General features: G+C 70.3%; 13 protein-coding genes and 1 tRNA gene. 5 read left to right on the top strand and 9 right to left on the bottom strand.

Annotation, left to right across the window (positions count from 1 at the left end; all coding sequences use genetic code 11):
- The first annotated feature begins 9 nt into the window (after positions 1-9).
- Positions 10-915 (top strand): metal-dependent hydrolase, encoded by a 906-nt coding sequence (locus LX12_RS13670; RefSeq protein WP_253655134.1) that lies wholly within the window; start codon positions 10-12, stop codon positions 913-915.
- Positions 912-2,063, top strand: a complete 1,152-nt coding sequence (locus LX12_RS13665; protein WP_253655133.1) for a PDR/VanB family oxidoreductase — start codon at positions 912-914, stop codon at positions 2,061-2,063. The genes LX12_RS13670 and LX12_RS13665 overlap by 4 nt, the downstream gene beginning before the upstream one ends.
- Here LX12_RS13665 and LX12_RS13660 read toward each other — a convergent pair.
- Entirely contained in the window at positions 1,964-3,568 is a 1,605-nt protein-coding gene (locus LX12_RS13660) for an MFS transporter (protein ID WP_253655132.1), read from the bottom strand. The genes LX12_RS13665 and LX12_RS13660 overlap by 100 nt on opposite strands.
- A gap of 87 nt (positions 3,569-3,655) precedes the next feature.
- Here LX12_RS13660 and LX12_RS13655 point away from each other — a divergent pair, with 87 nt between their 5' ends.
- Positions 3,656-4,231, top strand: a complete 576-nt coding sequence (locus LX12_RS13655) for a TetR/AcrR family transcriptional regulator (RefSeq protein ID WP_372505014.1) — start codon at positions 3,656-3,658, stop codon at positions 4,229-4,231.
- A 10-nt stretch (positions 4,232-4,241) separates the two neighbouring features.
- Here the strand turns inward: LX12_RS13655 and LX12_RS13650 are convergent, their stop codons facing one another.
- The 5 genes from LX12_RS13650 to LX12_RS13630 form a co-directional block, all read right to left on the bottom strand.
- Positions 4,242-5,672 carry a hypothetical protein gene (locus LX12_RS13650; protein WP_253655130.1) on the bottom strand — a complete coding sequence of 477 codons (1,431 nt, stop codon included), beginning with the start codon at positions 5,670-5,672 and terminating at the stop codon, positions 4,242-4,244.
- A gap of 75 nt (positions 5,673-5,747) precedes the next feature.
- The gene (locus tag LX12_RS13645; RefSeq protein ID WP_253655129.1) at positions 5,748-7,262 is read right to left on the bottom strand and encodes a flavin-containing monooxygenase; all 1,515 of its coding nucleotides are present in this window, start codon (positions 7,260-7,262) and stop codon (positions 5,748-5,750) included.
- Positions 7,259-8,176: a ferritin family protein gene (locus tag LX12_RS13640; RefSeq protein WP_253655128.1), complete on the bottom strand. Its 918-nt coding sequence runs from the start codon at positions 8,174-8,176 to the stop codon at positions 7,259-7,261. The genes LX12_RS13645 and LX12_RS13640 overlap by 4 nt, the downstream gene beginning before the upstream one ends.
- A gap of 2 nt (positions 8,177-8,178) precedes the next feature.
- Positions 8,179-9,066 (bottom strand): SDR family NAD(P)-dependent oxidoreductase, encoded by an 888-nt coding sequence (locus LX12_RS13635; protein WP_253655127.1) that lies wholly within the window; start codon positions 9,064-9,066, stop codon positions 8,179-8,181.
- Positions 9,047-10,018 carry an alpha/beta hydrolase gene (locus tag LX12_RS13630; RefSeq protein ID WP_253655126.1) on the bottom strand — a complete coding sequence of 324 codons (972 nt, stop codon included), beginning with the start codon at positions 10,016-10,018 and terminating at the stop codon, positions 9,047-9,049. The genes LX12_RS13635 and LX12_RS13630 overlap by 20 nt, the downstream gene beginning before the upstream one ends.
- An 89-nt stretch (positions 10,019-10,107) precedes the next feature.
- Here LX12_RS13630 and LX12_RS13625 point away from each other — a divergent pair, with 89 nt between their 5' ends.
- A complete protein-coding gene (locus LX12_RS13625; RefSeq protein ID WP_253655125.1) occupies positions 10,108-10,854 on the top strand; it encodes a MerR family transcriptional regulator in 747 nt (248 codons plus the stop codon).
- 41 nt (positions 10,855-10,895) lie between these two features.
- Here the strand turns inward: LX12_RS13625 and LX12_RS13620 are convergent, their stop codons facing one another.
- From LX12_RS13620 to LX12_RS13610, 3 genes are all read right to left on the bottom strand, one after another.
- A complete protein-coding gene (locus LX12_RS13620) occupies positions 10,896-12,230 on the bottom strand; it encodes a UDP-glucose dehydrogenase family protein (protein WP_253655124.1) in 1,335 nt (444 codons plus the stop codon).
- A gap of 123 nt (positions 12,231-12,353) precedes the next feature.
- Entirely contained in the window at positions 12,354-12,923 is a 570-nt protein-coding gene (dcd, locus tag LX12_RS13615; protein WP_253655123.1) for a dCTP deaminase, read from the bottom strand.
- Between the two features lie 83 nt (positions 12,924-13,006).
- The gene (locus tag LX12_RS13610; protein ID WP_253655122.1) at positions 13,007-14,053 is read right to left on the bottom strand and encodes a PHP domain-containing protein; all 1,047 of its coding nucleotides are present in this window, start codon (positions 14,051-14,053) and stop codon (positions 13,007-13,009) included.
- An 82-nt stretch (positions 14,054-14,135) separates the two neighbouring features.
- On the opposite strand from LX12_RS13610, the gene LX12_RS13605 reads away from it, so the two are divergent.
- A tRNA-Gly gene (locus LX12_RS13605) sits at positions 14,136-14,206 on the top strand.
- Position 14,207: the final 1 nt, after the last annotated feature.

The raw sequence follows: 14,207 nt of genomic DNA, 5'->3' as shown, positions 1-14,207 counted from the left end.
AGCACACACATGTCCCGACCGCAGCCGACCATCGCCACCCCCGAGATCGCCGATCCGGGGCCCGTCCACCTGCAGCCCCGCAACGTCGCGTTCGACCTCGAACACACACCGCTGCACTGGATCCCCGGCCACCCGATCGCGTCGAACGTGATCAGCGTGCTGAACCTGCTCCTGCCCGAGGGCGAGCGATGGTTCGTCACCACCTACAACGAGGCGCTCCCCCTCGTCGCCGACGAGGAACTCGCCGCGACCATGCGCGGGTTCGTCGGCCAGGAGGCGATGCACGCCGAGGCGCACGACAAGGCGCTGTGGGAGTTCCTCGACCGCGAGGGCGTCGATCCCCGGCCCTTCGAGCGTCAGATGCGGTGGCTCTTCCGCAAGGCGCTGGCCCCGAAGGAGAACTGGGAGCCCGAGGCCCGCCGGAAGGACCTCGTCGAGCGCCTGTGGCTCATCGCGGCGATCGAGCACTACACCGCCATCCTCGGCGACTTCGCGTTGAACAACACCTGGCGGGAGCACGGCGCCGACCCGGCGATGACCGACCTCTTCACGTGGCACGGCGCCGAGGAGGTCGAGCACCGCAGCGTCGCCCACGACGTCGCGACCTACTTCGGTGACGGGTACATCCGCCGCGCCCGCGCGATGGGGGTCGCCCTGTTCGGGCTGCTCATGCTGCTGCACCGCGGCAGCCGGTTCATCGCCAAGAGCGACCCGTACCGCAAGTACTCGTACTTCTCCATGTGGACCGAGTACCGCCGCGGCGCCAAGGCCGGCGTGCTGCCGACGCTGCGCTCCATCGTCCTCGCGACGTTCTCCTACTTCCGGCCGTCGTTCCGGCCGGAGGAGATCGGCTCCACCGCACAGGCCGTCGCCTACCTCGCGTCCTCTCCGGCCACCCGCGCGGCCGCGCGATGACCACGACGAACCCGTCGCGTTCGGAACAGGGTCGCGCCGACCTGGAGACCCTCGACCTCGAGACGGCACCTCCACACCTCTACGGGCGGTTCCGCCGCGACCCCGTGATGCGGGTGGTGGGCGCGGCGTTCTCGCACCTGTACCCGCGGGTGGTGCGCCGACTCCACGTCGCCGACGACCACGCCGTCAACACCGGTGTGACACAGGTCCGTCTGGTCGACCGCACGGTCGTCGCCGAGGACGAGAACGTCGTGGCGCTGCGCTTCGAGGCCCCCGACGGCGGGCAGTTGCCGCCCTGGTACGCGGGCGCACACCTCGACCTGCTCCTGCCGTCGGGCCGGATGCGTGAGTACTCGCTGTGCGGGGACCCGACCGACCGCACCTACTACCGCATCGCGGTGCGTCGGATCCCCGACGGCGGCGGCGGCTCGGTCGAGGTCCACGACGACCTGCGCGTCGGTGACGTCCTCTCGATCAAGGGCCCGCGCAACGCCTTCCCGCTCGCCGTGCCGGGTCTCGGCTCGCGCGCCGAGCACCTGCGGTTCGTCGCCGGGGGCATCGGGATCACCCCGATCCTGCCGATGATCCAGCTCGCCGACCGCCTGGACCTCGACTGGTCGATGGTCTACACGGGCCGCAGCCGCGATTCGCTGCCGTTCGTCGACGAGGTCCGCTCCCACGGTGACCGGGTGACGGTCCGCACCGACGACGACGGTGGCATCCCGACGGCCGACGAGCTCATCGGTCCCGACATCTCCCCGCGCACAGCGGTGTACAGCTGCGGGCCCATCCCGATGCTGGACGCGCTGGTGGCGCGCCTGCGCGACGTCCGCGACGTCGAGCTGCACCACGAGCGGTTCGCGCCGCCACCGGTCGTCGACGGCCACCCGTTCACCGTCACCCTCGCCTCGACGGGGGCGGCCGTCCCCGTCGGTGCCGACGAGACCACTCTCGCCGCGCTCCGTCGGGAACGGCCGTCGGTGCCGTACTCCTGCCGCCAGGGGTTCTGCGGGACCTGCCGGACCCGTGTCCTCGACGGCGCCGTCGATCACCGGGACACGTTGCTCACGACCGCCGAACGAGACGCCGGCTGGATGCTGTCCTGCGTCTCGAGGGCGGCCGGGGACTCGCTCACCGTCGACATCTGACCGTCGGCCGACGCACCGCGCAGGCCGATCCACGCTGCGGGCGCGGCGACGGCGGCGACCACCACCGCCACCCACACCGACTGGTGCAGACCGTTGACGAAGGTGTCACGGACCGCGTCGAGGACGGGCCCGGTGAACTGCGCGGGCACGCGCTGGGCGACCTCCACACCGGCCATCACCGACGTGCCGGCGATGTCGCGGACACCGTCCGGGAGTCGTTGCAGCACCGCGGAATCGGCGACACCCGAGGCGTAGACCGAGCTCAGCACGGACCCGAGCACCGCGACACCCAGCGCGCCGCCGAACTCGCGGGTGGTGTCGTTGACCGCTGCGCCGGCACCCGCCTTGTCCGCGGGCAGGCAGTTCATCACGACGTGCGTGCAGGGACCGGAGATCAGGGCGAGGCCCGCGGCCATGGCCGACATCGACCACACGATGAGCCCCCAGTAGGACGCGTCGACGCCCGCGATCTCCACGAGCGCAAATCCGCCTGCCATCAACAGTGATCCGGTCGCGGCGACGGTCGCGACACCCACCAGCCGCACGGCCTGCATCGCGAGCGGCGAGAACACCGCCATCACCACCGCGAACGGCAGCGTGTGCAGTCCGGCCGAGAACGTGCCGTATCCCTTCACCGCCTGGAAGTACTGGGTGATGAGGAAGATGAAACCGAACAGCCCGAAGAACGCCAGCGCGATGAGCCCGGATGCCGCCGCGAACCGACGGTCGGCGAACACCCGCACGTCGAGCACCGGGTGTGCCGAGCGCATCTGCCCCCGGACGAACACGGCGAGAAGGGCTGCGGCGACGACGAACCCGCCGATGGTGCGGATGTCGGTCCACCCGTGGCGCGGTCCCTCGATGACCGAGTAGATCAGCAGCCCCATCGCGGCGACGCTCAGGACGAGTCCGAGCACGTCGACCCGGCCGGCCGGGGCCGGACGGGGAGCGGGGACGACCGCGAGGATCACGACCGTCACCACCGCCGCGAACGGGAGGTTCACCCAGAACACCGACGCCCACGAACTGTGCTCGATGAGCCAGCCGCCGAGCACCGGGCCGATCGCGACGGCGACGCCGGCGGTCGCGGCCCAGATCCCGAACGCCGCCGCGCGCTCGCGGGCGATCGTGAAGACCGACGACAGCAGCGCCAGCGTCGCGGGGAACACCAGCGCCGCGAACACACCGAGCCCGACGCGAGCGGCGATGAGGGTCGTGGTGGACGTCGCCAGGGCGGCGGGCACCGACATCACGGCGAACCCGGCGACGCCCACCAGCAGCACCCGCCGACGACCGAAGCGGTCGCCGAGGTGGCCTCCGGTGATCAGCAGGCCGGCGAACGCCAGCGTGTAGGCGTCGACGACCCACTGCAGGTCCGACATCGACGCCGACAGGTCCCGGCTGATGCTCGGCAGGGCGACGTTGACGATCGTGTTGTCGATCATCACCAGCAGGGTGGCGAGGCACAGACCGGCGAGGGCGGTCCAGCGGCGGGTGGTGCTCATGGGGTCTCCTGGGCTGAGGGACGACGTGCCATTGTTGTAGAACGTTGTTCTTTTCTAGAAGAACATCGTTCCAGTACGGTGTCAACCGTGGTGACGAGGAGAACTCCCGCGGCGGAGGTCCGGGACGCGCTCATCGCGGCCGGGCACCGGGTACTGGCGGAGCAGGGTGTGAAGGCCCTGACCGTCCGGGCGGTCGCGACCGAGGCGGGCGTGGCCCCGATGGGGGTCTACAACCACCTCGACGGGAAGGACGGTCTGCTGACGGCGTTGGTCGCCGACGGCTTCGACCGCCTGCGTGCGGCGACGGTCGCCTCCACCTCGTCCGATCCCGTCGTCCGCCTGCGGACCGCGGGCCGCAACTACCGCACCTTCGCCCTGGAGAACCCGACCCTCTACCGGCTGATGTTCTCGGGCACGTGCCCGGTCGACGAGGCGGGTGTCGCCGCGCTCGGCGCGCTCACGGAGCTGATCCGGTTCGGTCAGGCGGCCGGGATCGTCCGCGACGACGACCCCGTCGAACTCACGATGGTGGTCTGGTCGTCGGTGCACGGTGCGGTGAGCCTCGAGCTCGACGCGTCGGCTCCCGACACCGTCACCGTGGACGGGGAGCGGGTCTTCGAGGCGGTGCTCGACATGATCGAACGCGGCTGCGCGCCCGTCTGACCGACGACCGTCAGGGCAGGACGATCGGCGGCAGACCGGGGATCGGGTTCGGGATCGTGCGACGCCGCGGGATCACCGGCAGCGGCAGACCACCACCGCGGGGCCGACCCGGGGACACGTACGACGGCTGTTGTGGCGGAGGCGGCGCCGTGTACTGCACCGCGGGTCCCTGCGCGGGCCGCGTGTCGATCGGGGCCTGGGCACCCGGTGTCGTCGTGGGTGCCGGGGTCGTGGGAGCGCCGGTCGTCGGGACGGCCGCCGACGCCGTCGGTGCCGTCGTCGGGGAGGTGAAGCCGACCGCGGACGGGGCCGAGCGGGTGCCGTCGGAGCCGTGCAGCCACGGCACCGCGAGGATCACGCCGCCGAGCGCGACCGCGCCGCCGACCGCCACGGCGCCGACAGCCAGGCGTCGTCGACCGCCGGGCCCCTCTGCGCGCCCTGACGCACCCCCGGGCGGGGCGTAGGCGCGGGGCCCTGCGCCGGTCACCGACACCTCGTCGCCGTGGTCGCGCAGGACGTCGTGATCGCCGGTGGTGGTGATGTCGCGGACACGGTGGTCCGAGACGCCCGGGGCGTCGGGCTGTGCCACGGCAGGACCCGGCGACACCTCTGGTGTCGCGGTGGGGATGCCTGCACCGCCCTGTTCTACCGCATACGCGAGCGGCTCTGCCGTTCGTGTGACCGGGATCGGTCGGGTGGTCGGCTCGGGATCCGACTGCTCGACCACGACCGGTTCGGCCGCGATCTCCTCCGGCTCGGACTGCTCGTCCTCCGCCGGCTCCGGCTCGGGGTCGGGTACGGGTGCGGACTCGATCTCGGCAGCACCGACCGTGTGGCGGCCGCCGTCGGGATCGTCACCCTCTCCGTCGAGCGCGACGACCGGCAGCTCCAGCCGCTCGGCCAGCTCGCCGACGAGGCCCGGCCACGACTCGTGGTCGGGCATGACGACGACCGCGTCGACGTCGACCGGTGCCTCGTCGACGGTGCGGGTGATGATGCTCGCCGCGTCGGTCAGCTCCCGCGAGAGTGCCGTGACGCAGTCGGTGCGGGACATCCGGAACATCGCGACGTGTTCGGTGCCCATCGCGAACGCACCGTCCACCGCGGCGAGGCGCTCACGGACCTGCGGCATCAGTCCGATCAGTTCGGCCGCCCACTCGGTCGACTCCGGCCGCGTGACGCGGCCGATCCGCACGAGGTGGTCGGCGAGGGTGAGGTCGAGCATGTGCGGACACAGACGTCCGTTGCCGTGCTCGACGATGCTGCCACCCGTGGCCGCGTCGACGACGGACGCGCGCAGCCCCGTGTCACCGAGTTCGACGAGGACGAACGCCGCGCACGACTCCACACCGGCGGCAGTCAACGCCCGCCGGATCTCTCGTTGCAACGAACTCTCGAGCATGACCGCGCCGGATCGCGGCTGCCTCAACGCGCTGGACATGTCCCCCCTGGCAGCGGTGCTCGCCATCCCCCCGGCGAGCAGCCGACGTCAAGGTAACACGACGGTCACGGGTGCTCACCCGGTCGCGGCGACCGGCACCTCCCGCCGCGCGACGGCGGTGAAGTCGCGGGTCAGATCGACCGTCCGCATCTGTGCCACATACTGACTGGCGAATCCGGGATACATGGTGGCGTTGAAGCCGTCCTCGGTGAGGTACCAGCTGCTGCACCCCGAGTTCCACGTCGTGCGCTGCAGTCGACGCTGGATCGTCTCGTTGTATCGGTGCTGTGCGCCCGGTTCGACGTCGAGCACCGCGAGGTCGCGATCGATGATCGTGCGGACGGCCGTCACGATCGCGTCGATCTGCGCCTCCATGTACACCAGCGCCGAGCTGTGTCCCGGCCCCGAGTTGGGTCCGAACGTGATGTACAGGTTGGGGTACCCGGACACGGCGAAGCTCTTGTAGGCGTACGCGCCCCGGCTCCACTCGTCACCGAGCACCCGCCCGTCCCGGCCGGTGATGGGGATCGGGGCACCCTGCTTGGAGACCTCGAAACCCGTCGCGAAGACGAGACAATCGAAGCGGTGCTCGATCCCCTCGGCGGTGCGCACCCCCTCCTCGCAGATCCGTGCGATGGGCCACGTGATCAACCGGCAGTTGTCGGCCTGCAGTGCCGGGTAGTACCTGCTCGTCATCAGCAGCCGTTTGCAGCCGGCACGGAAGTCGGGCGTCAATTGGCGCCGCATCCACGGATCACGGACCTGCAGGCGCATGTTCAGCTTCGACACCGCCTCCACCACGCGGGTGGCGGGCGACTTCCACACCACCCCGACGGCCACCGACTCGTGACCGGCGAACCACGCCGCGCGGGCGAGGGACTGCAGTCCCGGGATCGTGCGGTACAGCGCCTTCGTCGTCTCCCCGACCTCGGGGTTGAAGCGCGGGAGCACCCAGCCCGGCGTGCGCTGGAAGACGGTGACGGCGGCCGCCTGCTCCACGAGCTCCGGGATGATCTGCACGGCGCTCGCGCCGGTGCCGATGACCCCGACCTTCTTGCCCGCGAAGTCGTAGTCGTGATCCCATGCCGCGCTGTGCATCCGCTTCCCGGCGAACTCCTCGATCCCGGGGATGTCGGGGAAGCCGGGTGTCGAGAGCGGCCCCGACGCGATGACCGCGGTGCGGGCCAGCACGGTCTCACCACCGTCGACCGAGACCCGCCACAGGCCGGCGGGCTCGTCGAAAGTGAGGTCAGTGACGGTGGTGCCGTACCGGATCACCCGGTCGAGATCGTGCTGGTCCACCATCGACTCGATGTAGGCGAGGATCTCGGCGCTGCCGGAGTACGTCCGGCTCCACGACGGGTTCGGCGCGAACGAGTAGGAGTACAGGCGCGACGGGATGTCGCACGCCGCACCGGGATAGGTGTTGTCGCGCCAGGTCCCACCCGGCCGGTCGGAGCGTTCGAGGACGACGATGTCGTCGACGCGGGCCTGCTGGAGGCGGATGGCGGTGCCGATGCCGGCGAAGCCGGCGCCGACGATGGCGACCTGATGGATGTGATCGCTCGTGCTGTCGAGATGGCCGCTCATGCGACGGGCTCGTAGGTGAGTTCCTTGGACCACGACGGCTGCGGCTTCAGCAGGCGCCGCGGGAACTTGTCGGTCACCGTGACCATCGCGTCGGCGAACAGGTGATACGGATGGCCGCGGTCGATCACCCAGCCCGCGTGGGTCTTCACCACCTGATAGGTGAGCAAGCGGGTACCGGCACCGCGCTCGCCGTTCTTCTTGAACCGCCGCATCGCCTCGTAGAGGCGCTCCTCCTTGAGACCCATGTCGACGATGTTGTCGCGCATCTTGTTCAGCAGCGGGATGTACATGAGGATGCCGATGAGCACGGCCGGGCTGGCCACGGCGCCCACCGACTCGATGATCAGCTTGCGCAACCGCGCCTGTCCCAACATGTCGAGGGCGAAGAAGTCGACGGCGAGGTGCCGCGACTCGTCGTTGTTGATCTTCTTGAACGCCGCGTGACAGATCGGGTCCTCGACCTCCTCGAGGAGGAACTTCAGCAGCGCACCGTCGAGTGCGACCTCGAGCATCGGGATGACCGTGCCGAGCACCGAGAGCGACATCGAGTCGGAGTAGCGGTCGAGCCACTCGATCGCGAGGCGGATGTTGATGTTGGGCTCGGGGACCTCGTCGTCCTCGAGCATCCCCCAGCGCCGCATCAGCGCGAGCTCGGCGTTGGCGTGCTTCTGCTCCTCGGCGTGGAAGTACCGGTAGATCTCGGCGAGCGTCGGGTCCGGCGCCTTCTTCGCGAGCGCGGCGAACCCGCGGGCACCGACGTTCTCGATCCACACGAGGTCGGCCATGAACGCCTTCAGCTTCGGCTTCATCCCGTCGGTGATGAGCTCGGCACCCGGTGCGTCCCAGTCGATGTCGGCAAGGGCCCACTGGCGGTCCTTGATGGTCTGCAGCATGTCCTCGAGGACGATGGGCATGGTCACACTCCCGTTCGGGTCGGTTGGGGTCCCGGCGTGGCGCCGGATAGGCGGTCGAGGGCGGGTAGGGCGCGGTTGAGCAGTCCCAGCCCGGCGGTGTACGTGCGCGGCAGGTGGCGCTTGGCCGCCCAGATCAGTCGCGCGTCGGGTTGGGGGACGACGTAGAGGCGTCCGTGGTCGTGGGCGTCGAGCGTGGTGCGGGCGACCCGCTCGGCCGAGACCCCGGTCCACCGCATCGCGGTCTGGGCGAGTTGCGATGCGCCCCCGGCGATCCGGCCGTCGACGGCCACGTTGGTCTTGACGAACGTCGGGCACAGGACGGTGACGGCGAGGTCGGTGCCGCCGGACTCCGCCGCGATGGTCTCCGACAGCGCCAACACGCCGGCCTTGCCGACGTTGTACGCGGCCATGGCGGGCGCGGCGGAGAACGCCGCCGTCGATGCCACGTTGATCAGCCCCGCGCGACCCGACCGTCGCAGCTGCGGCACGAAGCGCTCGGAGCCGTAGACCATGCCCCACAGGTTGATCCCGAGGGCCCACTGCCAGTCGGCGAGACCGATCTCCCCGACCGGACGGCCGCCGATCCCGACGCCGGCGTTGTTGATCATCAGCGACGTGGGTGCGGCGAAGTGGTCCTCGGCGAGGTCGGCGAGGGCGTCGATGTCCTCGGTGCGGGAGACGTCGCAGAACACCGCGTGCGCGGAGCCCATACCCAGCTCGTCGACGATCGCGACGGTCTCCTTGGCCCGGTCGACGTCGATGTCCGCGCAGATCACCGAACCACCGCGGCGGGCGAGCTCGACGGCGAACGCGCGGCCGATGCCGCTGCCCGCCCCGGTGACGACGGCACGCGCGCCGTGGGTCCGTCTGTCAGGTCGCGAGCCGAACATCGGCGACCTCCTCTCTGGGCTCGGTGAGAGCCCGGGTGATGAACTCGGCGGCCTCCCGCAGGGCGCGGTCGGCCTCGGGAACGAGACGCGGGAAGGCCTGGAACACGTGCATCTGGCCGGGCCACACCGACAACCGGCAGGTGCTGCCCGCCGACCGGATCATCTCCGCGGCGTGTTCGGCGTCGGCACAGAGCATCTCGGCGCCCCCGGCCTGGATCAGTGTCGGCGGGAGCGGGTGGGCCGGGTCGACGCGCAGCACGAGGCGGGGGTCGTCGCGGACGTCACGGATGTAGTGGTCGACGAGGGTGCGTGCGGCCGCCGCGGAGATCATCGGGTCGCGTCGGAGCTTCTCCCGCTGTTCGGCCAACCGGAGCGACAGATCGACGAGCGGCGACATGAGCACCGCCGCGCGCGGCTGCGGCCGCCCGGCGACGGCGTTGTCGGACAACAGCTCCAGGATCAGGTGGCCGCCTGCCGAGTCGCCGGCGAGCACGACGTCGCCGGCGTCGTATCCCAGGGACAGCAGCCAGCGGTACGCGGCCGCGACGTCCTCGGTGGCCGCGGGGTGACGGTGTTCCGGGGCGAGGCGGTAGTCGACGGTGAACGCCGGCAGGCCCGTGTCCCGGGACAGACGCGCCACCAGTGACCGGTGGGTCGCCGGCGAGCAGATCGAGAACGCGCTGCCGTGGACGTAGAGGATGACCGGTCGCGCGTCGGTGGTGGCGGCCGCGCGCACCCATTCCCCGCGCACCGGGACACCGTCGGGGTCGACCGTGTCGACCCGGTCGACATGCGTTCCGGCCGGCACCCCGCCGCCGATGCGCATCGCGGTCGCGACGACACCGCGGGCCAGGAGGACCCCGGCGCGGTTGGCCGGGATGACCTCGGCGAGGGGACGCAGCCACAGGGCGGTCGTCGCGGCGAGCCACCGCGACCGCTGAGAGGGACTCACGAGCCACACACCATCACCCACAGTGCCATTTGTCAATGGCACAATTGGGGATGGAGCGCGGCCCGATGTCGGTATCGTCATCCCCTGCCATGACCGAGTACCGGATCGACGACCTCGCCCGCGCGGCCGGGACCACCACCCGCAACGTGCGCGGATACCAGGACCGCGGCCTGCTGCCGCGGCCGCTGAAGCGTGGTCGGATCGCGATCTACACCGACCTGCACCTCGCCCGGTTGACGCTCATCAACAATCTGCTGAAGCGGGGGTTCACCGCCCGTCACATCGCGGACTTCATCCGGGGCATGCAGCGCGGCGACGATCTCGCGAAGGTCCTGGGGGTCGACGAGATCCTCGCCGAGCCCTGGTCGACGGCGAAGTCGGAGCGGGTCACCGCCGACGGGCTCCGTCAGATCGTCGGGTCGAGCGACGACGACGACCTCGCCGGTCTGGAACGGATCAACCTGGTCAAGCGCGTCGACGACGGCGCCGCGTACGTCATCCTCGACCGCGACACCGTTCACGGCATCGGGCGCCTCGTCGACCTGGGGTTGTCGCTCCCGTCGATCATCCAGGTCTTCGGCAAGCTCGAGGACCAGGTCGACGGGGCCGCGAGCACCCTGATCTCCGCAGCGCGTGAGGAGTTCGTCTCGCGGCGGGGCGAGGGCTGGGTCCCCGAGGGCGAAGAGGAGTCCGAGTGGGCCGCCGTCCTCATGTCGGAGATGCGCGAGACCGCCACGAAGGCCGCGCACAACGCGCTCAACCGCGCACTCGACCGTGCGCTGCGGTTGGAGTTGAAGGACTACCTCACCCAGACTCCGGACGACGCCGCGAGCTGAGCGAGCTGTTCATCACCGCGAGCTGAGCGGTCACGGGTCGGTCAGACGACCCGCGGTGTGCCGCCGAGTCCGTGGTACTCCCAGCCGGCGTGGATCCACACGGCCGGGTCGAGGCAGCGCCGACCGTCGACGATGACCTTCTTGCGCACGACCGGCTCGAGGTCCGCGGGCTTGAGCTCCACGAACTCCTTCCACTCGGTGAGTACGAGGACCGCGTCGGCCAGCTCGCAGGCCTGCGACACCGAGTCGGAGTAGCCCAACGTCGGGAAGAGCTTGCGCGAGTTGTCCATCGCCTTCGGATCGTAGACGGTGACCCCGGCGCCCTGCAGCTGCAGCTGACCGGCGACGTTGAGCGCGGGCGAGTCGCGCACGTCGTCGCTCTCGGGCTTGAACGCACATCCGAGGACAGCGATGTTCGACCCGAGAAGGCTTCCGCCGCAGGCCTTGGTGGCCAGCTCGACCATGCGGGCACGTCGGCGCATGTTGATCGAGTCGACCTCACGGAGGAACGTCAGCGCCGGCGCGGCACCCAGCTCGCCGGCGCGGGCCATGAACGCCCGGATGTCCTTCGGGAGGCAGCCGCCGCCGAAACCCAGTCCGGCGTTGAGGAACTTGCGTCCGATGCGCTGGTCGTACCCGATCGCGTCGGCGAGGACGGAGACGTCGGCGCCGGCCGCCTCACACACCTCGCTGATGGCGTTGATGAACGAGATCTTCGTCGCGAGAAAGGCGTTGGCCGATGCCTTCACCATCTCGGCCGTCGCGAGGTCGGTGGTGAGGAACGGCGTCTCCTCGGCGAGGATCGTCGCGTAGATCTCCTCCACCTGGGCGGTGACCGCCGCGGTGTCACCCTCGGGGTCGAGGCCGAGGACGATCCGGTCCGGGTGGAGCGTGTCCTTGACCGCGAACCCCTCTCGGAGGAACTCTGGGTTCCACGCGACCTCGATGTCGGCTGCGGTCCCACTGGCCGCGATCCGCTTCTTGATCTCCACCGACGTGCCCACCGGCACAGTCGATTTGCCGATGAGGAGGTGCGATCCCTCCAGTCGCTGCACGAGCTCGTCGACGACCGCGAACACGTAGCGGAGGTCGGCCGCGTACTCACCGCGCTTCTGTGGTGTGCCGACACCGAGGAAGTGCACCGACGCGAACGCGGCGGCCTCGTCGTAGTCGGAGGTGAAGTGCAGCCGGCCGGACTCGAGGTTGCGCTGCAGCACCTCGGGCAGGCCGGGCTCGTAGAACGGGACGCGACCGTCGGACAACATGGCGATCTTGTCGGCGTCGACGTCGACGCCGAGCACCTCGTGACCGAGTTCCGCCATGCAGGCGGCGTGGGTGGCCCCGAGATATCCGCAGCCGAAGACCGTCACCTTCATGGGCCGTACCGTACGCGATGAAAGCGGTTGAGGGTCAACCGGAGAAGCGGCCGTCGGTCACTCGGATGAACGGCCGTCGAGCGCCACGTTACGAGCGCATGACACGCGGTTGCGGATCGCGGATCAGTCGCGCACGAAGTTGAGATATGCCTTGGACGGGGTCGGGCCGCGCTGCCCCTGATACTTCGATCCGACACCCGCGCTGCCGTAGGGGTTCTCCGCCGGACTGGAGAGACGGATGAGGCACAGCTGGCCGATCTTCATGCCCGGCCACAGGGTGATCGGCAGGTTGGCGACGTTCGACAGCTCGAGCGTGATGTGGCCGGTGAAGCCCGGGTCGATGAAGCCCGCCGTCGAGTGGGTGAGCAGTCCCAGGCGTCCCAGGGACGACTTGCCCTCGAGTCGACCGGCGAGGTCGTCGGGCAGGGTGCACACCTCCAGGGTCGAGCCGAGGACGAACTCACCCGGATGCAGCACGAACGGCTCCCCCGCCGGCGGCTCGACGAGCGTCGTGAGCTCGTCCTGCTGCTGAGCCGGGTCGATGTGGGTGTAGCGGGTGTTGTTGAACACCCGGAACAGGCTGTCGAGCCGGACGTCGATGCTCGACGGTTGGACGAGCGCGGCGTCGAACGGCTCGACGGCCAGGCGACCGCTGCCCAGCTCGGCGCGGATGTCCCGGTCGGAGAGAAGCATGGGCTGCACGCTATCGGAGCGCTCCACATCCAGGGTTCCCGCTCCACATCCAGGGTTCCCGCTGGGGTGCGCGGCCTCGGCGCTCAGCGGTCGGCGAGCCACTCCGTCACGCGGTCGAGGGGCCAGGTCGTCACGATGCGGTCGGCGTCGATGCCCAGGCGTTCGGCGCGCTCGCACCCGAGGTGCTTGAAGTCGAGCTGCCCGGGTGCGTGCGCGTCGGAGTCGATCGCGAACAGACACCCGAGGTCGCGGGCCAGCTCGATGAGCTCGTCGGGCGGGTCGACGCGTTCGGGTCGGGAGTTGATCTCGACCGCGGTGTTCGACTCGGCGCACGCGGTGAACACGGCCTCGGCGTCGAACCTCGACTGCGGCCGTTGCCCCCGGCCGCCCGTCACCCGGCGGCCGGTGCAGTGTCCGAGCACCCGGACGCGGGGATCGCGGACCGCCGCGACCATGCGTCGGGTCATCGGACCCGCGTCCATCTTCAGCTCGGAGTGCACCGACGCGGTGACGACCTGCAGGCGGTCGAGCATCTCGTCGGTCTGGTCGAGAGCGCCGTCGGTGAGGATGTCGACCTCAATGCCTGTGAGCACGGTCAGCTCCCCGTCGAGGTCGCTGTTGAGCGCATCGATGACGTCGAGCTGCTGCGTCAACCGCTCGACGGACAGTCCGTTCGCGACGCGCAGTCGCGGCGAGTGGTCGGTCATCGCGAGCCAGTCCTGACCCAGCGCGATTGCGGCCGCCGCCATCTCGTCGATCGGGGCGCCGCCGTCGCTCCAGTTCGAGTGCGCGTGCAGGTCCCCGACGACCTGCTCGTACAGCTCGTCACCGCCGTCGGTCAGCGCTCCGGCCGACTCCGACAGCGACGCCAGGTACGACGGCACCTCACCCGCGACGGCCTGCTCGATCACCGCGGCCGTCGTCTTGCCGATCCCCGACACCGACGAGATGGTGCGCCGACGCACCCGCTCGGCCACCTCGTCGTCGCCGAGCTGCTCGACGGCGCCGGCGGCCCGCCGGAACGCCTCCACCCGGTAGCTGCTCTCCCGGTTGCGTTCCAGCAGGAACGCGATCCGACGCAGGGCGTCGCGCGGGGACATCGGGGCCTGCGGGGCGGGCGCTGCACGCATCCCTCCAGTGTGGCCGAGAGCCGATCCCCCACCGCCCTGACCGGGGGTGTTTGCTAGTCTTGCGACGCGCTCGAGGGCGCACGCCGATGTAGTTCAATGGCAGAACATCAGCTTCCCAAGCTGAATACGCGGGTTCGATTCCCGTCATCGGCTC

Origin of the sequence: Williamsia serinedens (genome assembly GCF_024171725.1) — a bacterium.
In the GTDB taxonomy this organism is placed as follows: Bacteria; Actinomycetota; Actinomycetes; order Mycobacteriales; family Mycobacteriaceae; genus Williamsia_A; species Williamsia_A serinedens.
The sequence above is the reverse complement of the archived record's forward strand: the minus strand, read 5'-3'. Positions and strand labels throughout refer to the sequence as shown.

Excerpts from the sequence above, each read along its gene's own strand:
- LX12_RS13670 (WP_253655134.1), top strand. The coding sequence starts at position 10 with ATGTCCCGACCGCAGCCGACCATCGCCACCCCCGAGATCGCCGATCCG.
- LX12_RS13665 (WP_253655133.1), top strand. The coding sequence starts at position 912 with ATGACCACGACGAACCCGTCGCGTTCGGAACAGGGTCGCGCCGACCTG.
- LX12_RS13660 (WP_253655132.1), bottom strand. The coding sequence starts at position 3,568 with ATGAGCACCACCCGCCGCTGGACCGCCCTCGCCGGTCTGTGCCTCGCC.
- LX12_RS13650 (WP_253655130.1), bottom strand. The coding sequence starts at position 5,672 with ATGTCCAGCGCGTTGAGGCAGCCGCGATCCGGCGCGGTCATGCTCGAG.
- LX12_RS13645 (WP_253655129.1), bottom strand. The coding sequence starts at position 7,262 with ATGAGCGGCCATCTCGACAGCACGAGCGATCACATCCATCAGGTCGCC.
- LX12_RS13640 (WP_253655128.1), bottom strand. The coding sequence starts at position 8,176 with ATGCCCATCGTCCTCGAGGACATGCTGCAGACCATCAAGGACCGCCAG.
- LX12_RS13635 (WP_253655127.1), bottom strand. The coding sequence starts at position 9,066 with ATGTTCGGCTCGCGACCTGACAGACGGACCCACGGCGCGCGTGCCGTC.
- LX12_RS13625 (WP_253655125.1), top strand. The coding sequence starts at position 10,108 with ATGACCGAGTACCGGATCGACGACCTCGCCCGCGCGGCCGGGACCACC.
- LX12_RS13620 (WP_253655124.1), bottom strand. The coding sequence starts at position 12,230 with ATGAAGGTGACGGTCTTCGGCTGCGGATATCTCGGGGCCACCCACGCC.
- dcd (WP_253655123.1), bottom strand. The coding sequence starts at position 12,923 with ATGCTTCTCTCCGACCGGGACATCCGCGCCGAGCTGGGCAGCGGTCGC.
- LX12_RS13610 (WP_253655122.1), bottom strand. The coding sequence starts at position 14,053 with ATGCGTGCAGCGCCCGCCCCGCAGGCCCCGATGTCCCCGCGCGACGCC.